Below are 20,938 nucleotides of genomic sequence, written 5' to 3'. Positions count from 1 at the left end.
TTCCGGGACACCGCCCCGAGGGCCGCGTCCCGATCACGCCCGCGCAGGGAAACCCCGCAGGCAGACCGCCATTATAGACAGGGCGGCCGTTTCCGGTAACGGCCCATGGCCGGGGCCGCGGATAGCACCGGCTATTCCAGGGTGAACCACTGCACTTCGACGCGGCGGTTGAGGTCGCTGTCGGTGCCGGCCGGCTCCTCCCAGCCGCGGCCGACCAGCTCGATGCGCTTGGCGTCGATCTTCGGATAGCGTTCCAGCAAGGCATCGCGAACCGCCTGGGCGCGTTGCCGCGACAGCTCCATCGCCTTCAGGGACATGCTGCGGACCAGTTCCTGGCCGCCCTGTTGCTCGAATTCGGCCTTGCGCCCGGCATCCACGTGCCCGCGCAGCAGCACCACCGAGCCGGGACTGACCTGGAGGAAGTTCTTGATCGTCTCCAGATAGCCGGCGTTGGCCGGCGCGGCCTTGTCCAGGACCGCCGAGTTGGGCTGGAAGAAGAAGCGGATGTCCTTGCTCAGCAGGGCGTCGCCTTCCAGCGAGACCTGGCTGTTGCCGCTGCGGATCGGGGCGATGGCGATGCTCTGGTCGGCGTACAGCCCGGCCTTCTTCAACGCATTCAACGCGGTGCTGTCGACCAGGCGTGCCGGGTCGGCCGGGTTCTTGATCAGGCTGCCGTAGGCCAGCACGGAAGATTGATAGATGCCCTGGAACGAGCCGGCCGAATCGATGGTGCCCTCGAAGAAGGCCAGGTTCTCGGGCAGGTTGGACAGGTGGACCTTGGCCAGCTCCTCGCGCGTGTCGGCTTCGCTCCACTTGAATGCCTTGGCGATCACCGCCAGTTGCGTGGCCGGCTGCTCGCGGACCAGGCGATTGCCCTCCAGCAGGCCGTGGACCAGGCCCTTCACCCATTCCGGCTTGGCCTGGGCGAAGCCCTTGTTGACCAGCAACAGGTCGGCCACGATCAGCAGGTTGCGGTTGCTGACCAGGGTCTTGGCCTTGTTGGCGGAGGCGGCGACCACTTCATCGGTGCGCGGCGACCAGCCCACGCAGCCATTGAGCCGCGGGGTGGCGCGGGCCAGCTCGTGTTCGTAGGCGTCGCAGGCGATGAAGGCGTCCTCGTAGAACACCAGGCCCAGTTCTCCGGGTCCCGGCTTGCCGTCCAGGTCGCGCAGCACCTTGACCGGCACGCCGGCTTCGGAAGCCAGGTAGCGGATGAAGAATTCGCTTTCGTTGAACTGCGAGGCGGCCAGGGTCTTGCCCTTCAGCTGATTGATGCTGGCGATGCCCGTATCCACCACCACCTGGTCGGCGCCACGCGAAAAACCGATCTGCGCCGGCACCACCACGTCGAACTGGCGGCCGATCACCGCCAGGGTGTCGGCGGTGGTCACCGACGCGGCGACGCGGCCGTTGTTGAGCTTGGACCAGCCTTCTTCCTCGCTCAGGGTCAGGCGCACCTGGAAGCCATAGTGCTTGGCGAAGAACGAATCCGGATTCGGTTCCAGCCCGCCGTTGGCCGCGATCAATCCGGCGTAGCCGGCGTATTCGCTGATGTCGACGTCGACGATATTGCCCTTGGGCTGGTAGGGCGCCGCCGCATCCAGCCGCGGCTGGCCGGTGACCGGCTCGATCGGGTCGGGCGCTTCGCCGGACGGGCCTTCGGACGATTCGGCGACCGGTTTGCCGTCGGCGTCCTTCTTGCCGGACTTGCCCAGGTCGCGGAACACCAGCCAGCTGCCGAAGGCCAGCAGCGCGAACACCAGCAGCGCGGTGAACAGTTTGCCGCTGGCGTTGCCGCGTTGCAGGGCGCGTGGGCTCTTGGAGCGGTGGGTCATGACGACTCTCCTTCGGTCATGGCGGAGCGGGGATTCTTTCCGCGCAGCACATGCTGCGGCAGGTGGGGTTGCAGGTCGAGGTCGAACGAGCCGAGCAGATCGCGCTGGCCGTCGAGCCAGCGGTTGGCTTCGCGGAACGAGGCGGCCAGCGCATCCAGCGACAGGCCGATGCCGCCTTCGTCGGTGGCCAGCAACGCTTGTTCGCGCAGCAGGGCGATTTGCTGGGCGATGCGCTCCAGTTCCGAATCCACGTGTTCCTCGCGGCGCGCGGCATCGATGTGCGCGGCCTGGCGCTGGTCGATCACGCTTTTCTGCTGTTCCAGGCTGCGGCGCAGTTCGTCGCCGAGGTCGGCCTGGGTCAGGCGCGCGTCGATCAGTTGCTCGTGCGCTTCCAGTTGCTTGTGCTCATCGCGCGCGGTCCGCACCACGCGGCCGATGGCCGCCTGCGCGACCAGCAGGCGCAGGTGCAGCCACACCAGTTGTTCCAGGCTGTCGGCGTGCGCGGCCATGACCGGCGAACGGTCGAGCATGGCGATGATCTCCCGCGCGCGCGCTTCCAGTTCCTGCTGGCGGCTTTGCAGCGGCAGCGGCAGCTGCTCCAGCAGTTCGCGATAACGGCGGTCGGCCGAATCCTGCTGCAACGCTCCGGCATCGACGCTGGCGCGGAAGCGGCGGTTGTTGGCCAGCCAGTACAGGTAGATCGCCTCGGCACCGGCGCCAAGCAGGTAGAAGCCGGGGCTGAGGAAGAATCCGGCCAAGGCGAACGCGGCGATGCCGAACCAGTTGGGCGGCACCGGCATGCCCAGCGGACGCGCGTTGAAGGCAGCGGCAAGGTAGGACAGGGCCTTCATTCCGGCGGCGTTTTCGTGGTGAGCGGCCGCAGCGACGCAGGCACGAAGCGCAGGTCGGTGGCCTCCGCTATCGCGATGCGCATCTGGAACTCCAGCACCTCCAGCGCCACCGGCGGCTGATAGTCGGCCAGACTGGCGGCGATCGCATCCAGCGGCGCCAGCGGGCCGGTGCGCGCCAGCCGATAGGCCTTGACCGCGAAGGCTTCGGCGGCGCCGGGCGTCAGCAACAACGGCAGCTCGAGCTTGTGCAGTGCTTCGACACCGGGGGCCATGTCGAAACGCTTCAGCAAGGCGTTCAACAGCCCGGCGCTTTCTTCCTGCGTGGTGGTCGGCAGCAGCGGGATCTTCACGTCCACGCGGCCCGGCCGTTTCAGGTCGACTTCGATCAGATCCGGGCGCGATGAAGCCAGCACCCATATCACCCGGCCGCGGTTGTCGCCGTCGGCCATCTCCTGGGCGATCATCGAATACAGCCGTCCCGACAGGCCGCTGTCGCCGCTGCCGGCATCGCGCTTGCCCAGCGTCTGGTCGGCCTCGTCGATGAACACGATGCAGCGCCCCAACGCGCGGATCAGGCGGAAGATCTTCTCCAGGTTGCCTTCGCTGGAACCGACCCAGCGGTCGCGGAAATTCTTCAGCTTCAATACCGGCACGCCGGCCTCGCCGGCCAGGCATTCGACCAGGAAGGTCTTGCCGGTGCCGACCGGGCCGCAGAACAGATAGCCCATCGGCAAGGCGCGAACATCGCCATTGCGCCACAGGGCGATGTCCTGGCGCAGCCACTGCTTGAGCACGACCGGCGCGTGGTAATCGTCGAGGGTGCGGCCGGAGTCGATGAATTCGACCAGGTCGGCGGCGTCGGCTTCCACCAGTTGTTTCTTCGCCTGCACCCAGTCGGTCGCGCCCAGGGTGCGGCGCCCGAAGGCGCAGGTCTTCACCAGGCTCTGCAGGGCGCTGATACTGACCCCGGTCAAGGCTTGCGCGGCGATGTCGTCGTCTTCATCTGCCGCAAACGCCGCGGCATGGTCCACGCGCAACTGCGCCAGCGCCTGGCCGAGCACCTGCGCATCCGGCAACGGCACGCGGATCCGCGCCACGCGCGGATTGAACGCGACCTGCGGATGCAGGTCGTTCAAGTTGTCGGCGATCAGGAAACTGGCGAAGGCCTGGTCGGCGAAGGGCGGCTCGCCGGCCCAGTCGCGGACCAGGCTGGCCAGGCTGGCGATCTCGAAATCGCCGCCGCGCCCACCGGGCAGGATCTGGTCGGCGCCGCGCACGATCACCGCCACGTGCTCTTCATCGCCCTGGCCCAGCGCGCGCAGGTTGGCGCGATAGCGCAGGTAATGCGAAACCCGCTCCACCGCGGCGCGCGGTTCGCGCGGCCAGGGTTCGGAGGCATGCTCGCGCGAGGCCAGCCACTGCTTCAACTGCGCGCTGCCACGCAGCATGCCCAGGCCGTTGCCCGGGTCGTAGAGGAACACCGTGCTGAAGCCGGTCAGCAGTTGCGCGTCCAGCCAGCGGGTCAGGCTGGTCAGCCGGCCCTGCAACGGGAAGCGGTCGTTGACGTTGCCGTACAGCACGAACTGGCCGTGCGCGCCGCTTTCGTAGGCCAGCGCCAGTTCCTGCGCCCACGCGGGCGCGGACGGATCCAGTGGCATCAGCGTTGCCCGGCCTTGAAGGAAAGCCTCATCGGCGAATCCGCAGGCGCTTTACTGGCCGCCTTCGGACAGCGGCTTTTCCTGGGCGCCCATGTTGCGCGACGGCGCGGGCGAAGCCGCTTCGCCTTCCAGGGAAATGCCTTCGGCGGCGGCGAAGTCGGCCAGGGCCTGGTCGGCCAGCGCCTTCTGCTCGGCTTCCTGCACATGGATCTGGCCCATGTCCAGCGAATCCTTGGCCACGCGTGCGCGTCCGGCGGCCTTGTTGCGTTCTTCTTCCACCATTTCATGCAGGCGGTTGAGGGTGTCGCCGGAGCCGCCGATCTGGGTGACCATGCCCGCCGCCATCTCGTTCATCTCGGCCAGCGCGGTCTTCATGCGCAGGTCGTTGATCGCGCCCTTCAGGTTCTGGATCTTGGCGCGCGCCGCGCTCACCGCCACGTCGCGGGCCTTGACCAGGTTCTGGTAGGTGTCTTCGGCCTGGGCCATCTGGGTGCGGTTTTCCTGCAGCTCGCGGGTCACGGTCTGCAGGCGCAGCGCGTGCTGTGCGGCGGCGTCCTTGTTGCCGGCGCGCAGGTGCGCGGTGGTGCGCGCGCGTAGTTCCTTCTCTTCGGCTTCGAGCTTGCGGACCTGGCCGATCAGGCGCTCGGCCAGTCCGGCGTGCACGGCCAGGCTCTGGTTGTAGCTGCCGATCTGCTTGCGCAGGTTCTCCTGCTCAAGCTCCAGCAGGGCCTCGGGGTTGCGCTTTTCCACGCCCGACACGAACTGGGCGAAGAAACCACGGATCACGTTCATCAGCCGACCGAACATCGCATTGCTCCCGGAGGGAATCCCCAATGCGGCAACTGTACGTGCACGGACCGTGCATTTCCAACCGCGCCGGTCACGCTTATGCGGCGTAGAACACCTGCACCGGCAGGGCCGCATGCTGCAGCACGTTGCGGATCGGGTAGTCGGCACCTTCGCCGACGCCCGCCACTGCGGCATCGAGTACATGGCGTTTTCCCGTACCTTCGACATGCAGGTACAGGTGGCGGGCGGCGAGGATAGTCGGCAGGGTCAGGGTGATCCGGGGCTCGCCGGCATCGGGTGCACGCATCGGCAGCACTTTCGACGTCGTGGCCGGGTCCACCGCATCGGCTAGGCGGTCGCCGCCGGGGAAGAACGAAGCGGTGTGGCCGTCGTTGCCCATGCCGAGCACCAACGCGTCGAAAGGCGAGGGCAGTGCTGCCAGGTCGCGTTCGATTCCAGCCAGCGCCTGCTCGGGTTCGGGCGTGTCGCGATGCAAGGGCAGGAAGCGCGCTTCCGCGGCGGCGCCGTGTAGCAGGTTCTCGCGCAACAGGCGGGCATTGGAGCGTTCGTTCGACTCCGGTACCCAGCGCTCGTCGACCAGGGTCACGCCGACGTTTCGCCACGGCAGCGCTTGCCGCGACAGCGCCTGCAGGAAGCGCTTCGGGGTGTTGCCGCCGGATAAGGCGAGGCTGGCGTGGTCGCGTGCCGCGAGTGCGGAACGCAGGTTGTCGGCGATGGTTGCGGCCAGCGATTCGGCCAGGGCGGCGGGATCGGGGAAGGTGTGGAGCTGGATCTGCGAAGAGAGATCGGTGGTCATGTGAGCTCCTGTTTTCCTCCTCCATCGGGAGAAGGCGGCGCGCAGCGACGGATATCGATGCCGCCGTCAGGCGGCTGAGGAAGGAGACCGAGTTGCTACTTGGGCTCCGCTACGAACTGATACCCCTTCTCTCTCCGCCCTCGCGGGGGCAGGTTCGGGAGAAGGGAGCAACAGCGCTACGCCTCATCCTCATGCCAGGTCCGCCCATCGCGTTCGATCAAGGCGACCGCCGCGCTCGGCCCCCACGAACCGGCCGTGTAAGGCTTCGGCGCCTCGCGCAGGGTTTCCCATGCGGCCAGGATCGGGTCGATCCACTTCCACGCCGCTTCCACTTCGTCGCGGCGCATGAACAGGGTCGGGTTGCCGCGGACCACGTCCATCAGCAGGCGCTCGTAGGCTTCCGGCTGGTGCACGCCGAAGGCCTCGGCGAAGCTCATGTCCAGCGGCACGTGCTGCAGGCGCAGGCCGCCGGGGCCGGGGTCCTTGATCATCAGCCACAGCTTCACGCCTTCGTCGGGCTGCAGGCGCAGGACCAGCTTGTTGGCCATCACCGGGCCGGCGCCGTGTTCGAAGATCGAATGCGGCACGTGGCGGAAGGCGACCACGATTTCCGACACGCGCTCGGCCAGGCGCTTGCCGGTGCGCAGGTAGAACGGCACCCCGGCCCAGCGCCAGTTGTCCACTTCGGCCTTCAGCGCGACGAAGGTCTCGGTGCGCGAATCGGTGCGCCCGGGCTGCAGCGCGGCGAGTTCTTCCACGTAGCCCGGCACCGCGCAACCGTTGCTGGCCCCGGCGCGGTACTGGCCACGCACGGTCGCCTGCGCGGCCTCGTCGTTGCTTATCGGGCGCAGCGAGCGCAACACCTTCAATTTCTCGTCGCGCACCGCGTCGGCCTCCATCGCCGCCGGCGGTTCCATCGCGACCATGCACAGCAGTTGCAGCAAGTGGTTCTGGACCATGTCGCGCAGCGCGCCGGAGCCGTCGTAATAGGTGGCGCGTTTCTCCAGGCCCACGGTCTCGGCCACCGTGATCTGCACGTGGTCGATGTAGTTGGCGTTCCACAGCGGTTCGAACAGGATGTTGGCGAAGCGCAGCGCCATCAGGTTCTGCACCGTCTCCTTGCCCAGGTAATGGTCGATGCGGAAGATCCGGCTTTCCGGGAACGCGCTGCCGACCGCGTCGTTGATCACCGCGGCGCTGGCCGAATCCTTGCCGATCGGTTTCTCGATCACCACCCGCGACTTGCCGCCGTTGAGCCCGTGCGCCTTCAGGCGGGTACAGATATCCACGAACAGGCCGGGGCTGGTGGACAGGTAGAACACGCGGATGCGCTCGCCATGGGTCAGCAGTTCCTCGGCGAAGGCCTGCCAGCCGGTGTCCAGGGTCGCATCCAGGGCGTGATAACCCAGCTTCTGCAGGAACGGCTCCAGCTTGGACTGCAGCGAGGCCTCGCCGCGCACGACCGTCGCCAGCGCCTCGCCCACCTTGCTGCGGTAATCGGCATCGGCCAGCTTGTCGCGGGCCACGCCGATGATCCGGCTGTCCTCGGGGATCTGGCCGTCGGCATAGCGGCGGAACAGGCCCGGCAACAATTTGCGCAGCGCCAGATCGCCGGTACCACCGAAAATGACGAGGTCGAAGGTGTCGACGGGGACGGTCTTGGCGGTCACGTCAGTTCTCGCAAGTAGGGCCGGAGAGGGAGTAAGGAAAATACCACCGAAATACCATGATCGCCATTCATGTACTTGTTTGATGGTCGATAAGCCTCGTGGTTGCATGATTGGTATTTCACTGGTACTTTCGGCGCATGTCCTCGCCCTTGTCCCTCGAATACCAGCGTCTCGGCGCCGCCGAAACCACCCGCGCCCTGGCCTATGTGCGCCTGCGCCGGGCGGTGCACAACCTGATCGACAGCGGCGTGCTGCAGCCGGGGCAGGCCCTGCCCAGCGAGCGCGACCTGGGCGCGGAACTGTCGCTGTCGCGGGTCACGGTGCGCCGGGCCCTGGCCGGCCTGGTCGAAGCCGGCCTGCTGACCCAGCGCCACGGCGCCGGCAGTTTCGTCGCCGAGCGCATCCAGCGTTCGTTCTCGCGCCTGACCAGCTTCACCGACGACCTGCGCGAACGCGGACTGGATCCGCGTTCGGAGTTCTTCGAGCGCGCCGTTGGCGAGGTGACCCCGGAAGAAGCCATGGCCCTGAACCTGTCGCCGGGCAGCGGTGTGGTCCGCTTCCATCGCGTGCGCTACGGCGGCGAGTCGCCGTTGGCGGTGGAACGCACCCTGGTGCCGCATGCGTTGCTGCCGGATCCGCTGAGCGTGGTCGATTCGCTGTATGAAGCGTTGCAGCCGCACGGCAACCGGCCGGTGCGCGCGTTGCAGCACCTGCGCGCGGTCGCCCTGGATGCCGAAACCTCGCGCCTGCTGCGCGTGCCCGAGGGCAGCCCGGGCCTGCTGATCGAACGTCGCGCGTTCCTCGCCGACGGCCGCGTGGTCGAGTCCACGCGTTCGTTCTATCGCGGCGACGCCTACGATTTCGTGGCGGAACTGCACAGCGACTGAGCGTCGCCCCGATACGCGTCGCCGCGATGGGTCGCGCGCCTCAATGTCCGATCGCGCGACGCCATTCCGGTCCCGGACGCTGGAACAGCACGCGCTCGGGCCGATGCAGCGCATAGCCCTGGCCGTAATCGACGCCGAGCAGGGACAGCGCCGCGGATATATGGCTGCCGTTGACCCATTCGGCCACCACCTTCAATCCGCGCTGATGGCCGATCTGCGCGATCGCGCTGACGATCGTGCGGCTCATCGGGTCGACGCCCAGGTCGCGGATGAAGCTGCCGTCGATCTTGATGATGTCCACCGGCAGGTTCTTGAGGTAGCCGAACGAGGACATGCCCGCGCCGAAATCGTCGAGCGCGATCAGGCAACCGGCCTCGCGCAGGCGCTCGATGACATGGACCACCTTGAGCAGGCTGCGCACCGCGACCGTCTCGGTGATCTCGAAGCACAGCTTCTGCGCCGGCACCTTGAACTCGGCCGCGCAGGCGAGGATGAAGTCGGCCAGCGCCGGATCCTCTATGCTGGCGCCGGACAGGTTGATCGCGCAGACGCCCAGGCGCGCGCCGGCGGGATGGAGTTCGTGGAAGTGGGCCAGGGCGGTGCGGATCACCCAGCGGTCGATCAGCGGCATCATTCCGTAGCGTTCGGCGGCCGGCAGGAAAGTACCGGGCAAGACGATGCCTCCTTCCTCGTCGCGCAGGCGCAGCAGCAACTCCAGGCTGGGGGCATGGGTGGGTACGGAACCCAGCGGGACTATTTCCTGGTAGTCCAGCAGCAACCGGTCCTGCTCCATCGCACTGCGCAGGCGATTGGCCCATTCCATCTCGCCCAGCCGGCGCGTGGTTTCATCGTCCTCGCGATAGACATGCACGCGGTTGCGGCCGTTTTCCTTGGCCAGGTAGCAGGCGGTATCGGCCCAGGCCAGCAGGTCCTTCAGGGTCGGGTCGCCGTGGTCGACCATGACCACGCCGATGCTCGCGCTGATCGTGTAGGTGTGCTCCTGCCAGGTGAACATCTGCGCCTCGATCCGCTCGCGCAGGTCGTCGGCCAGCGCGAGCGCGGCCTCGGCATCGACCTCGAAGGCGAGCAGGCCGAACTCGTCGCCGCCCAGCCGCGCCAGCACGTCGCCGGCACGGCCCTGCTGGCGCATGGTCAGCGCCAGTTGCGCGAGCAGCTGGTCGCCGGCCATGTGTCCGGAGAGGTCGTTGATCAGCTTGAACTGGTCGAGGTCGATGTACAGCAGCGCGCAAGGCAAGGCCCCGGGCCGGACCTTGCGTTCGGCCAGGGCCTGCTCCACCCGGCGTTCGAATTCGCGCCGGTTGCACAGCTCGGTCAGGGCGTCATGGGTGGCCTGGTAGCTGAGGCGTTCGGTCAGTTCGCGCTGCTCGGAAATATCGGTGGCCACCATCAGCAAGTGCGATTTGCCTTCCATCTCCACCTGCGCGATGGAGGAGTTCACCCAGAACGATCCGCTCTCCGACCCTGCCAACTCCGCTTCCACACTGTTCCAGCCACGACCCACGGCCTCCAGGTCGGCGACGCCAAGGCTCAGCAACGGGTCTTCGAAAAGCGAGGCCATGGCCCGGCCGCCGATATCGCCCAGGCGCAGGCGCGCGGCCTGGTTGGCGTAGACGATGCGTCCGTCGTCGCCATCGGCCAGCAGCACCAGCGCGGGCAGCAATTCGTTGAGGGTACGGAAACGGGCTTCGCTTTCGCCGAAGCGCGTGCTCATCCTGCTGCCCAGCACCAGCGCGCGCCGCCGCGTGGTCGCCAGCGACCACAGCAGCAAGGCCAGCAGCGAACTGATGACCACGCCCGCGACCACCACGGTGCGCAGGCGCCCCGTGTCCAGCGGCGCCGGGCGCGGCTGCAACTGGAGTTGCCAGCGGCGGCCGCCGAACTCCAGTGTCCGCACATAGAGGCGCGCATTCGCTGCGATGGGCGTACCCGAGTCGAAAAAGGCGATGGACGATGCCCCGTCCATGTCCCGGATCCGTACCCGGAATTGCTCCAGCGCCTGCGCGGGCAAGCCGTCCCGGATCAGCGCATCCAGCCGCAGGCTGACCGCCAGCGCGCCTATTTCGCGAGCGCGCCGTGACTCCACCGAATCGGGAATGAGGCCACGCGAGTACACCGGCAGGCGTACGGTGATGCCCATGAGCGGCTTGCCGTCGGCCGACAGCTGGCGCAAGGGAAACGGTTCCGAAACGGTGGCGGCATCCGCATCGCGGGCGCGCTGCAGGGCCAGCAGGTTCTCCTTCTGCCGGGCCATGTCGAAGCCGATCAGCGATTCGTTGCCGCGCACCGGCGCAGCCAGATGGTAGACATAGGCGATGCGTCCCGGATCGGCCGGGTCGAGCTGACGGCGGGCGAAGGCGGTGGCGACATGGCCGGGCAGGCGGGTCCGCAGCCGCAGGTTCTCGTTGTACTGGGAGAATTGCGCCTGGTCCATCTGGTCGTCGGCCAGGAATACCGTCTGCATGGCGCGCAACAGGGCGGCGGTGGCGGCAAGCTGGGCTTCGAGGCGCTGCGCGCCATGGTCGGCGGCTATCTGGTAAGCGGTATCCGCCCGATGCCGGGCATCCCGCCACTCCCTGCGTGCGACCCAGGCAGTGAACAGGAAGCCGATGATCAACAGGGCGGCAGCCCAGGCCAGTGGCGGCATTCCCTGCAGCCGCCGCTCGTCATCGCGACCGGGCGGCCGAGGCGGGGATGCTGCCGCTGGGGTTGCTGGTTCCACCTGCAATACCTGTGCTCTGGGACGGGGCGGATGCCGGGCGGGCTTCCCTGGCAGGGTAGTCCTCCCTACGATTGCACGCACGCTTCATGCCAAAACCCGGCCGATGCGATTATTGGACGCCCACGGACGATGCAGGACCGTGAAGGGAGGGATCGCCGTACGCCAGCGGCGCGGAGCGACCGGACCCGCCCGGCGGCGGCGCGACTCAGAAAAATTCCCGCCTGCAGTGGCCGGCCAGCCGCCATCGTCGACGCGCGAGGGTCGACCCGGGGCAGTTGTAGCGGAAAGAGAAGCTGGTGCGCCTGGAGGGATTCGAACCCCCGACCAATGGCTTCGGAAGCCACTACTCTATCCGGCTGAGCTACAGGCGCACGGGGCGTGCATTCTAACGGCAAACCGGCGAATCGTCTTTTTCCGCCGGCGACGGGCCTGATAGTCTGGCGGCATGGGTTACGAACGCTATCAATCGCCGCCGCTGCCGCGCTGGCGCGAACGCCTCGATCAATACTGGAAACTGGTGCGCGGCGACCGCCCGATCGGGGTGCTGTTGCTGCTGTGGCCGACCTGGTGGGCACTGTGGATCGCGGCGGCGGGGGTGCCGCCGCTGTGGACGCTGTTCGTGTTCACCGCAGGCGTATGGTTGACCCGGTCGGCCGGCTGCGTGATCAACGACTACGCCGACCGCTGGCTGGATCCGCAGGTGGAGCGCACCAAGGGGCGACCGCTGGCTACCGGCGCGGTCTCCGGGCGCGAGGCGCTGGCGGTGTTCGCGGTGCTGATGCTGGTGGCTTTCGCGCTGGTGCTGACGTTGAACCGGCTGACCATGGTCCTGAGCGTGGTCGGGCTGTTCCTGGCCGCCACTTATCCCTACCTCAAGCGCCATACCTACCTGCCGCAGGTGTACCTGGGGCTGGCCTTCGGCTGGGGCATCCCGATGGCGTTCGCCGCGGTGCAGGGCACGGTGCCGCCGGTGGCGTGGGTGCTGTATTGCGCCAACATCCTCTGGGCCACCGCCTACGACACCTGGTATGCGATGGTCGACCGCGACGACGACATCCGCGCCGGTTCCAAGTCCACCGCGATCCTGTTCGGCGACCTGGACCTGGTCGCGCAGGGCGTGCTGTACGCACTGGTGTTCCTGGCGCTGTACCTGGTCGGCCGGCAGGCGCAGCTCGGCATGTACTACGGGACGGCCATGGCCGTCGCCGCCGTGCTGGTGATTTACGAATTCGTCATCGCCCGCCATCGCGAGCGCGAAGCCTGCTTCCGCGCGTTCCTGCACAACAACTGGGTCGGGGCCGCGCTGTTCGCGGGGATCGCGATCCACCACGCCGTGCAAAGCTGAAGCCGGCCCAGCGCATTACCCTGCCGATGGTCCGCCAGGACTTCCGCTCGCCAGAGGTCGACGCCATGAGAATCCCGTTCGCTTGCCTGCTCCTGCTCGTCGCCCACTGCGCCTGCGCCGCCGAGGCATCGCCATCGCGCGAACATCTTGCGCCCTCCGGCTGGGAGGGCTCCTACAACGAACTGCATTACTCGCCGGTGGTGAAGATCGGCGACCGGGTCATCGTTTCCGGGATTCCGGCGATCGAGGGCGACAGCGAAGAAGCCAGGATCCGCTGGGCATTCGAGCAACTGCGCCTGCATCTGGAAAAAGCCGGGGCGACCATGGAGGACGTGGTCGAGCTGACCAGCTTCCACGTGGCCACGGACCATGCGGAGTTCCGCGCCCGCCTGGAGCCGGTATTGCGCGTGCATCGTGAATTCTTCAAGGATCATTACCCGGCATGGACCGCGGTAGGCACCAGCGCGCTGTACTCGGCCGATGCGCCGATGGAACTGCGCGCGGAGGCGGTCATCGGCTCCGGTCGCGCGCCCAGGGCGGATATTTCGCCGCCCGCGCCTCCCTCCACGACAAGCGAATGATGGAAGTCGCAGCCGGCGCACTGAAGAGTGCAGCCTGCATTCAAGCTGGCCGGGCTATCGTCCTGTTGTCCGAAGGCTTGGTCCGAATCTAAGGCTCCAGGCAACCTTCCCCATTCGCAGGCGCCATATGAAACGATTGGTCTTGTTGTGCCTCGGCCTGTTCGCTGCCAGCCATGCCTGGGCCCAGGCCACCGCCGAGTCGCTCGACCTTCGCCTGCCCGAACAGCCCAATCCGTATGCGGCAGAGCCCAGTCCGCAACGCGATCCGCCCGGCACTTACTACGGCGACACCAGCGGCAAGCCCGCCTCGTCCGGATTTGCCGAAGAAGCCGAGGCCGATGATGGCAAGGCCAAGGTCTGGGGCAGCTTCACTACCGGCATCGGCCACAGCAAGGGCTACGGCACTTCGCACTTCAACGCCGCCGAGATCAATGTCAGCAAGTCCTTCGGCGAGGGCGAACGCAAGAACAGCGTCAACCTGCAGATCAATGTCGAACAGGGCGACGGGCCGGCTTTCGGAGGACGTTATCCGTATCCTTATTACGGCCACGACACCCAGTACGGGCCCCCGGACCGCTGATCCGGTACGCAGACCGGCGCCGGGAATCCCTGGCCGGCGGCATGCCTGAGTGGCGGCAGGATTTGCCCGTTCGGCAGGCATCACCGGTGGTCACGGCACCCGCGCGCAGACCCATGCGTCCACCCGCGACACGCCGGCGCGCCGCAAGGCCCGGGCCGCCGCTTCCAGCGTGGCCCCCGTGGTCATGACGTCGTCGACCAGCGCCACATGGCCGGGCAATGGCGCATCGGCGCGGACCGCGAATGCGCGCCGCAGGTTGCGCTGGCGGGCACCGGCATCGAGCTCGGATTGCGGCGCAGTGGCCCGGGTCCGCAGCAACACGTCGGCAAGCAGGGGAATCCGCAAGCTGCGAGCCAGCGGTGCGGCCAGTTCCAGCGCCTGGTCGTAGCCGCGCCGACCCAGGCGGGTGCCGTGCAGCGGCACCGGCACCAGCGCCGCGGGCCTGGGCAAGGCGCCCAGGGCTTCGGCCATCAACCCCGACAACAAGCGTCCGGCGGCCAGATCGTTGTGGAATTTGAGTCGCGGCACCAGCCGGTCCAGCGGGAACCCGTAGACGAACACCGCATGGGTTTCGTCCATCGACGGCGGCTTTTGCAGGCAGGCGCCGCAAGTGGCGGGGACCGGCAACGGCAAGGCGCAACGCAGGCAGGCGCTCGCATTCCAGGGCAGGGCCTCGGCGCAGGCCGGGCACAGGTCGCGGTTATTCGCGCCGCTTTCGCCGCATAGCAGGCAGCGCGGCGGGAACACCGTACGGACGGCCTTGCGCAGCCATCCGTCAACTTTCAAAGCATCCATGCGGTTGACAGCCTTGCTTGCGGTTTCCAGACTGGCCGGACTTTAACGCCGCGAGGCCCCGATGTCCGCTTCCGTCATTTCCGCCGCCCCCCCGCTCCGCCACGACTGGCAGCAGGCCGAGTTGCTGGCCCTGTTCGAGCTGCCGTTTCCGGAGCTGCTGCACCGCGCCGCCAGCGTGCATCGCCAGCATTTCGATCCGGCCGAGGTCCAGGTCTCCACCCTGCTCTCGGTCAAGACCGGCGGTTGCCCCGAGGACTGCGCCTATTGCCCGCAGGCCCAGCGTTACCACACCGGCGTGGACGCGCAGAAGCTGATGAGTACCGAAGCGGTGCTGGAAAAGGCGAAACAGGCCAAGGCCGCCGGCGCCTCGCGCTTCTGCATGGGCGCGGCCTGGCGTTCGCCCAAGGATCGCGACATCCCCAAGGTCGCGGCGATGATCCGCGAAGTGAAGGCGCTGGGCCTGGAAACCTGCGCCACCCTGGGCATGCTCAGCGGTGGCCAGGCCGATGCCTTGAAGGCGGCGGGTCTGGACTATTACAACCACAACCTGGACACCGCGCCGGACTTCTACGGCGAGATCATCCACACCCGCGAGTACCAGGATCGCATGGACACGCTGGAACACGTGCGCGACGCCGGCATGAAGACCTGCTGCGGCGGCATCGTCGGCATGGGCGAGTCGCGGGCCCAGCGCGCCGGCCTGCTGCTGGCGCTGGCCAACCTGCCGGCGCACCCGGATTCTGTGCCGATCAACCGCCTGGTCCAGGTCGAAGGCACCCCGCTGCACGGTACCGCCGAGCTGGATCCGTTCGAATTCGTGCGCACCATCGCAATCGCGCGCATCACCATGCCGCACTCTATGGTCAGGTTGTCGGCCGGCCGCGAATCCATGAGCGACGAGCTGCAGGCGCTCTGTTTCGCCGCCGGCGCCAATTCGATCTTCTACGGGGAAAAACTGTTGACCACCGGCAATCCGGACACGGAGCGCGACCTGGCGCTGTTCGCACGCCTTGGCCTGCGCCCCATGGCGGTGGAAGTGCGGAGCGGCACCGTGCATGCGGACATCGTCGAGACGGCAGTCTGCGAACAGGTCGCCTGAAAGCAGTGGAACAACAGACTTTTGTGCTTTGCCCCTTTGCCGAAGTCCTTATCGCCCATTGACCGAAGAGATAACCAGCAAATGTCCCGACCCGACCTCCACGAACGCATCCAAGCCCTGCGCAAACTGCGCATCGCCCAGGGACGCGTGCGCGTGCGTCGCACCATCACCCGCCGCGATGGCGTACGCGTGGAAATGGACGGGCGCTGGCTGACCGAGTTCTGCGGCAACGATTACCTGGGCCTGTCGCAACAATTCCAGGTGGTCAGCGCGCTGCAGGAAGGCGCTGGGCGCGATGGCGCCGGTGCCGGAGCCTCGCATCTGGTCAGCGGCCACCACGCCGCGCATGAGGCGGTGGAGCGCGAGATCGCGCAATGGCTGGGATATCCGCGTGGATTGCTGTTCGGCAGCGGCTACCTGGCCAACCTGGCCGTGCAACAGGCTTTACTGCTGGAAGATGGCGATGTCTGCGTGCAGGACCGGCTCAACCATGCCAGCCTGCTGGATGCTTCGCTGCTCGCCGGCTGCAAGCTGCGGCGCTATCCGCATGCCGATGCCGAAGGCGCCTTGCGCCAGCTCAAGCACGCCCCCGAGGGCGCGGCGATGCTGGCCACCGACGGTGTCTTCAGCATGGATGGCGATGTCGCTCCGCTGCGCGCCTTGACCCTGGTCGCACGCATGCAGAAGGCCTTGCTCTACGTCGACGATGCGCACGGCGTGGGCGTGCGTGGACCGGAAGGACGCGGCAGCGTCGCCGAGGCCAACCTGGGCCCGGTTGAAATCCCCTTGCAATTGGTCACCCTGGGCAAGGCCCTGGGTGGCTACGGCGCGGTCGTGGTCGGCGACGATGCGCTGATCCAGCACCTGTCCGAAACCGCGCGCCCTTACATCTACACGACCGCACTGCCGCCGGCACAGGCCGCGGCGACCCTGGTCGCGGTCAAGCACGCGCGTCGCGACGAATGGCGGCGCGAGAAACTCACCGGCCTGATCGCGCGTTTCCGCGGCGGCGCACAGCGGCACGGGCTGGAAACGATCGTTTCCGATTCGCCGATCCAGCCGATCCTGTGCGGCGACGACGCCAGCGCCATGGCCATGTCCTCGGCGCTGCAAAGCGCCGGCTACCTGGTCACCGCGATCCGTCCGCCGACCGTGCCTGAAGGCAAGGCGCGTTTGCGGGTGACCTTGTCGGCCTTGCACATGGCTGCCGAAGTGGATGCGCTGGTCGAGGCGCTGGCGCGTTCGCGCGACGCCGTCCAGCGCGTTCGCGGCGCGGCCTGAGCCGATGGCGTTGCATATCGAGGTAGTGGGCGAGGGCCCACCGCTGGTGCTGGTCCATGGCTGGGGATTGCATGGCGGGGTGTTCGCGCCGCTGGTGGATCGTTTGTCCGGCCGTTACCAATTGCACCTGCCCGACCTGCCGGGCCATGGCTACAGCCGCGATGACGCTACATCGTTGACGCTGCAAGCCTGCGCCGCCGAAATCCTCGCGCGCACGCCGCCGGCAGCATGGCTGGGCTGGTCGCTGGGCGGCCTGTTCGCCCTGCATGCCGCTTCGGTGTCATCGCAGGTTCGTGCCCTTGCCCTGGTCGCGGCCACCCCGCGTTTCGTGCGCGGGCAGGACTGGCCGCACGCGGTGGAGCCTTCCGTGTTCGAGCAGTTCGGCAGGGACCTGGAGCAGGATTATCGCGGCACGCTGGAACGGTTCCTGGCCCTGGACACGATCGGCTCGGAACATGCGCGGGCCGAGTTGCGTACCTTGAAAGAAAATCTGTATGCACGCGGCGAACCCGCGCCGCAGGCGCTGCAGCAAGGCCTTGCGCTGCTGGAGCAAAGCGATTTGCGGACAGTGCTTCCGGAGTTGCCGATACCCAGCCTGTGGATCTCCGGGCATCGCGATCGCCTGGTATCGCCGACGGCGATGCGCGAGGCCGCGGCGATGGCGCCCGGCAGCCATTACCTCGACATCAGTGGCGGCGGACACGCGCCTTTCCTGGGCCACGCCGACCAGGTCGCCGATGAAATCCGCCGTTTCATGGACAAGACCGGGCGCGTAGGAGCGACGTGAGTCGCGAATGAAGTGCAATCGATAAAACCTCTTCGCGACTCACGTCGCTCCTACGACCCGGCTCAGAATCACCGTCGCCCATGAACACCCCCTTCGACCACCGCCAGATCCGCCGCGCATTTTCGCGTTCCGCCTCCAGCTACGACGCAGCGGCGGCGTTGCAGCACGAGGTCGAAGCGCGCCTGCTGGAATCGCTCGACTACCTGGGCGAGCGGACCCCATCGGTAGTGCTCGACGTCGGCAGCGGCCCCGCGCACGCGGCCGCGGAGATGCGCAAGCGCTGGCCGCGCGCCCAGGTGGTCGCGCTGGACCTGGCCATGCCGATGCTGCGCGAAGCGAAGAAGCATGCCGGCTGGTGGAAGCCCTTCGCCCGCGTCTGCGCCGACGCGCGCGCGTTGCCGGTCGCCGACAACAGCGTCGACGTGTTGTTCAGCAATCTGTGCCTGCAATGGGTCGAAGACCTGCCGGCGGTGTTCGCCGGGTTCCGCCGCGTGCTCAAGCCGGGCGGGCTGCTACTGTGCTCGACCTTCGGCCCCGAGACCTTGATCGAACTGCGCGATGCCTTCGCCCAGGCCGACGCCGTGCCGCATGTCAGCCGCTTCCCGCCGATCGCCCAGTTCGGCGATGCGTTGCTGATCGCCGGCTTCCGCGATCCGGTGCTGGACCGCGACCGCTTCACCCTGACCTACGACGACCTGCCGGCGCTGATGCGCGAACTGCGCGCGATGGGCGCGACCAATGCCCTGCGATCACGCAGGCACACACTGACAGGACGTTCGCGCTTCGCCGCGGCCAGCATGGCCTACGACACTTTCCGTCGCGACGATGGCAAGCTGCCCAGCACCTGGGAAGTGATCTATGCCCATGCCTGGGCGCCGCCGCCGGGCGCGCCGATCCGCGGCCAGGGCGAGGAAATCGCGACGGTGCCGGTGTCGGCGATCCCGATCCGGCGCCGCGAGTGACCGAGCGCCGCGAAGACATGTAGATCCGAGCTTGCTCGGATGCTTTTGATCTTCCGCGAGAGCATCCGAGCAAGCTCGGATCTACGAAGCAGGGGCAACGGCATCCGGGCAAGCTCGGCCCGCGCAGTTCAGGCCGAAACCTGCGCCAGCCACGCCTGCTCGTTGTAGTAATGCGATACCCGCGCAATGCGATCCTCGCGGATTTCGAAGAACGCGCCGCCCTGGAGCCGGTACTTCTGCCCATGCGCGGCGGGCTGGTCTTCTTCGGTCTCCAGGTATTCGCCATGCACCACGTATTCGGCGGCCGCACGGTCGCCATCCGGCGCCACCAGCACCACGATATCGCGCAACTGTTCGTGGCAGCTGGCACGCATCCGCGCCAGGTGCGCGGCGAACGCTTCGCGCCCGTTCTCGCGCGCGCCCTGGTTCGGATCGTGCGCCACGTCATCGGCCAGCAGTGCCAGCAGGCCGTCCCAGTCGCCGCGATTGAAGGCGGAGTAATAGGTCAGGACCAGTTCGGTGGCGCGGTCCTGCTTGCGGTTGCCATCGATTTTCATGGGCCGGGGGTCCCCTGTGAAGTAGCAGCGCCGCATCATAGCGCCGCATGCCGCCAATGGCGTCGCCGGGGATTACCTCGATTCCAGCAGCAGGTCGCGATGGAAGAAATACACCTCTTGCAGCAGGAAGCGCTTGCGGGTGGCGAAGCTGCGGAAACGGCTGGTAGGGGTGGAGGAACCCAGGGCGTCGATTCCGAGTTCGCGCGCCAGGCGCAGCGCGCGCGCCATGTGCAGCGGATCGCTGACGATGATCGCGCGGCGCAGGTGGTTGGCTTCCATCAAGGCCCGCGCTTCCTGCAGGTTCTGGCGCGTGGTCCGTGAGCGGGATTCGATCAGGATAGCCTGCGCCGGCACGCCTTGTTTCAGCGCAAAGCGCCGGGCGACCTGCGACTCGGAATACGGCGCGCCGTTGCCGAAGCCGCCGGTGAAGATCAGGCGTGGGGCCAAGCCGCGTTTGTACAGATCAATGCCGTGACGGATGCGTTCCTTGAACACCGGTGAGGGATTCCGGTCGTAGGCGGCGGCGCCGAGCACGATGATCGCGTCGGAAGGCGCGGCCTGGTCGCGTTCGCCGACCCATACGATGTAGGCGGCCACGCCGGTCAGCCACAGCAGCAACAGCAGCAACAGGCGCCAGGCCCAGCCGAGGAATCCCTTCCGCTTCCTCTTGGCCCGCGCGTTCACGCCCGCCCCCACGGTAGCGCGTCCAGGTCGACGTTGCCCCCCGACAGGAGCACGCCGATGCGCTGCCCGGCGAATCGCGACGGATCCTGCAGCACCGCGGCCAGGGCGATGGCCGAAGACGGCTCGACCAATTGCTTGGCGATCTGCCAGAACAGGCGCATCGCAGCAACGGTCCGCACGTCGCTGACGGTGACGACCTCCGCCGCGTACTGGCGCAGCAATTCGAAGTTGGGTTGCCCCAGGCTGCCGCGCAGGCCATCGCAGATCGTATCGGGAGTGAAATCGACGCGTCGCTGGCCCGCCGCCAGCGAACGGAAGGTGTCGGCGGCGCCCTCGGGCTCGGCCAGCAGCACCTTGCAACCTGGCGCCAGCGTGGCGGCCGCGATAGCGGTGCCCGCGGCCAGACCGCCACCGCCCACCGGCACCACCAGGACATCGAGTGCGTCGGTGGCATTGAGCAGTTCCAGCGCGGCGGTGCCCTGGCCAGCGATCACCCGCGGGTCGGTGTAGGGATGGACCAGCACAGCGGCGGTGGCTTCTTGCACCTGCGCGCACATTTCCTCGCGCGCGACGATGCTTGCGGCGCAGGCATGCACGGTGGCGCCGTAGCGCTGGATGGAAGCGACCTTGGCCGCGACCGCGCCTTCCGGCACCACCACGTGGCAGGCGATGCCGCGGGTCCGCGCCGCCAGCGCCAGCGCGGCGCCATGGTTGCCCGAAGAGTGGGTGACCACCCCGGCGCGCGCTTCCGCTTCGGTCAGCGACCAGACCGCGTTGCAGGCGCCGCGGAACTTGAACGCGCCGACGCGCTGCAGGTGCTCGGCCTTGAAATGCAGTTGCGCGCCGGCCAGCGCATCCAGCGCGCGCGAACGCAGCACCGGGGTGACCAGCGCATGCGGTGCGATCCGCGCGGCGGCGGCCAGGAGGTCTTCGAAAACGGGGAGTGGGGCAGGCATGCCCGAAAGATTAACGTATCGGGCCCGGCTTCCCGGAAGCGATCGAAGCGAGTACGGATTCCAG

The 20,938-nt window shown here is 67.6% G+C and carries 19 protein-coding genes and 1 tRNA gene; 8 read left to right on the top strand and 12 right to left on the bottom strand.

Translation table 11 applies throughout. The features are described from left to right. Positions 1–131 precede the first annotated feature (131 nt). The 6 genes from CSC74_RS13825 to zwf form a co-directional block, all read right to left on the bottom strand. Positions 132–1,835 (bottom strand): phosphate ABC transporter substrate-binding/OmpA family protein, encoded by a 1,704-nt coding sequence (locus CSC74_RS13825; protein ID WP_162315069.1) that lies wholly within the window; start codon positions 1,833–1,835, stop codon positions 132–134. Continuing rightward, entirely contained in the window at positions 1,832–2,686 is an 855-nt protein-coding gene (locus tag CSC74_RS13820; RefSeq protein WP_162315068.1) for a hypothetical protein, read from the bottom strand. The genes CSC74_RS13825 and CSC74_RS13820 overlap by 4 nt, the downstream gene beginning before the upstream one ends. Beyond that, a complete protein-coding gene (locus CSC74_RS13815; RefSeq protein WP_162315067.1) occupies positions 2,683–4,344 on the bottom strand; it encodes an AAA family ATPase in 1,662 nt (553 codons plus the stop codon). Before CSC74_RS13815 ends, CSC74_RS13820 begins: the two co-directional genes overlap by 4 nt. A 51-nt stretch (positions 4,345–4,395) precedes the next feature. Continuing rightward, the gene (locus CSC74_RS13810; protein WP_162315066.1) at positions 4,396–5,151 is read right to left on the bottom strand and encodes a PspA/IM30 family protein; all 756 of its coding nucleotides are present in this window, start codon (positions 5,149–5,151) and stop codon (positions 4,396–4,398) included. A gap of 79 nt (positions 5,152–5,230) precedes the next feature. Further along, positions 5,231–5,950, bottom strand: a complete 720-nt coding sequence (pgl, locus tag CSC74_RS13805) for a 6-phosphogluconolactonase (RefSeq protein ID WP_162315065.1) — start codon at positions 5,948–5,950, stop codon at positions 5,231–5,233. 176 nt (positions 5,951–6,126) lie between these two features. Continuing rightward, positions 6,127–7,620, bottom strand: a complete 1,494-nt coding sequence (gene zwf / locus CSC74_RS13800; RefSeq protein ID WP_246193249.1) for a glucose-6-phosphate dehydrogenase — start codon at positions 7,618–7,620, stop codon at positions 6,127–6,129. A 137-nt stretch (positions 7,621–7,757) separates the two neighbouring features. Between zwf and CSC74_RS13795 the strand changes: the two genes are divergently transcribed. Next, positions 7,758–8,507, top strand: a complete 750-nt coding sequence (locus CSC74_RS13795; RefSeq protein WP_162315063.1) for a GntR family transcriptional regulator — start codon at positions 7,758–7,760, stop codon at positions 8,505–8,507. Between the two features lie 40 nt (positions 8,508–8,547). On the opposite strand, the gene CSC74_RS13790 is transcribed toward CSC74_RS13795, so the two are convergent. Next, positions 8,548–11,172 (bottom strand): bifunctional diguanylate cyclase/phosphodiesterase, encoded by a 2,625-nt coding sequence (locus CSC74_RS13790; RefSeq protein ID WP_162315062.1) that lies wholly within the window; start codon positions 11,170–11,172, stop codon positions 8,548–8,550. Between the two features lie 369 nt (positions 11,173–11,541). Then, positions 11,542–11,618 (bottom strand) — tRNA-Arg (locus CSC74_RS13785). 74 nt (positions 11,619–11,692) lie between these two features. Here CSC74_RS13785 and ubiA point away from each other — a divergent pair. The 3 genes from ubiA (at position 11,693) to CSC74_RS13770 (ending at position 13,753) form a co-directional block, all read left to right on the top strand. Further along, complete coding sequence (gene ubiA / locus CSC74_RS13780) at positions 11,693–12,592, top strand: 4-hydroxybenzoate octaprenyltransferase (RefSeq protein ID WP_162315061.1); 900 nt, start codon at positions 11,693–11,695, stop codon at positions 12,590–12,592. A 65-nt stretch (positions 12,593–12,657) separates the two neighbouring features. After that, complete coding sequence (locus CSC74_RS13775) at positions 12,658–13,173, top strand: Rid family hydrolase (RefSeq protein ID WP_162315060.1); 516 nt, start codon at positions 12,658–12,660, stop codon at positions 13,171–13,173. A gap of 127 nt (positions 13,174–13,300) precedes the next feature. Next, on the top strand, positions 13,301–13,753 hold the full coding sequence (locus CSC74_RS13770) for a hypothetical protein (protein ID WP_162315059.1): 453 nt from the start codon (positions 13,301–13,303) through the stop codon (positions 13,751–13,753). A gap of 90 nt (positions 13,754–13,843) precedes the next feature. On the opposite strand, the gene CSC74_RS13765 is transcribed toward CSC74_RS13770, so the two are convergent. Then, positions 13,844–14,548: a ComF family protein gene (locus tag CSC74_RS13765; RefSeq protein WP_162315058.1), complete on the bottom strand. Its 705-nt coding sequence runs from the start codon at positions 14,546–14,548 to the stop codon at positions 13,844–13,846. Between the two features lie 61 nt (positions 14,549–14,609). Between CSC74_RS13765 and bioB the strand changes: the two genes are divergently transcribed. The 4 genes from bioB to bioC all read left to right on the top strand — a co-directional run bounded on the left by bioB (position 14,610) and on the right by bioC (position 18,677). Continuing rightward, positions 14,610–15,647 (top strand): biotin synthase BioB, encoded by a 1,038-nt coding sequence (gene bioB, locus CSC74_RS13760; protein WP_162315057.1) that lies wholly within the window; start codon positions 14,610–14,612, stop codon positions 15,645–15,647. A gap of 81 nt (positions 15,648–15,728) precedes the next feature. Then, positions 15,729–16,928, top strand: coding sequence for an 8-amino-7-oxononanoate synthase (gene bioF / locus CSC74_RS13755; RefSeq protein ID WP_162315056.1), 1,200 nt, complete (start codon positions 15,729–15,731; stop codon positions 16,926–16,928). Between the two features lie 10 nt (positions 16,929–16,938). After that, the gene (bioH, locus tag CSC74_RS13750) at positions 16,939–17,715 is read left to right on the top strand and encodes a pimeloyl-ACP methyl ester esterase BioH (RefSeq protein WP_162315102.1); all 777 of its coding nucleotides are present in this window, start codon (positions 16,939–16,941) and stop codon (positions 17,713–17,715) included. An 80-nt stretch (positions 17,716–17,795) separates the two neighbouring features. Continuing rightward, on the top strand, positions 17,796–18,677 hold the full coding sequence (gene bioC / locus CSC74_RS13745) for a malonyl-ACP O-methyltransferase BioC (RefSeq protein ID WP_162315055.1): 882 nt from the start codon (positions 17,796–17,798) through the stop codon (positions 18,675–18,677). Positions 18,678–18,805: 128 nt separating this feature from the next. Here bioC and CSC74_RS13740 read toward each other — a convergent pair whose 3' ends face one another. The 3 genes from CSC74_RS13740 to CSC74_RS13730 all read right to left on the bottom strand — a co-directional run bounded on the left by CSC74_RS13740 (position 18,806) and on the right by CSC74_RS13730 (position 20,874). After that, on the bottom strand, positions 18,806–19,234 hold the full coding sequence (locus tag CSC74_RS13740; RefSeq protein ID WP_162315054.1) for a ketosteroid isomerase-related protein: 429 nt from the start codon (positions 19,232–19,234) through the stop codon (positions 18,806–18,808). A 72-nt stretch (positions 19,235–19,306) separates the two neighbouring features. Then, positions 19,307–19,930, bottom strand: a complete 624-nt coding sequence (locus CSC74_RS13735; RefSeq protein ID WP_162315053.1) for a YdcF family protein — start codon at positions 19,928–19,930, stop codon at positions 19,307–19,309. Next, positions 19,915–20,874 (bottom strand): pyridoxal-phosphate dependent enzyme, encoded by a 960-nt coding sequence (locus tag CSC74_RS13730; RefSeq protein WP_162315052.1) that lies wholly within the window; start codon positions 20,872–20,874, stop codon positions 19,915–19,917. Before CSC74_RS13730 ends, CSC74_RS13735 begins: the two co-directional genes overlap by 16 nt. Positions 20,875–20,938: the final 64 nt, after the last annotated feature.

The sequence above is a fragment of the Pseudoxanthomonas yeongjuensis genome, from assembly GCF_010093345.1.
Classification (GTDB): domain Bacteria; phylum Pseudomonadota; class Gammaproteobacteria; order Xanthomonadales; family Xanthomonadaceae; genus Pseudoxanthomonas_A; species Pseudoxanthomonas_A yeongjuensis.
This window is presented reverse-complemented; position numbering and strand designations above follow the sequence as displayed.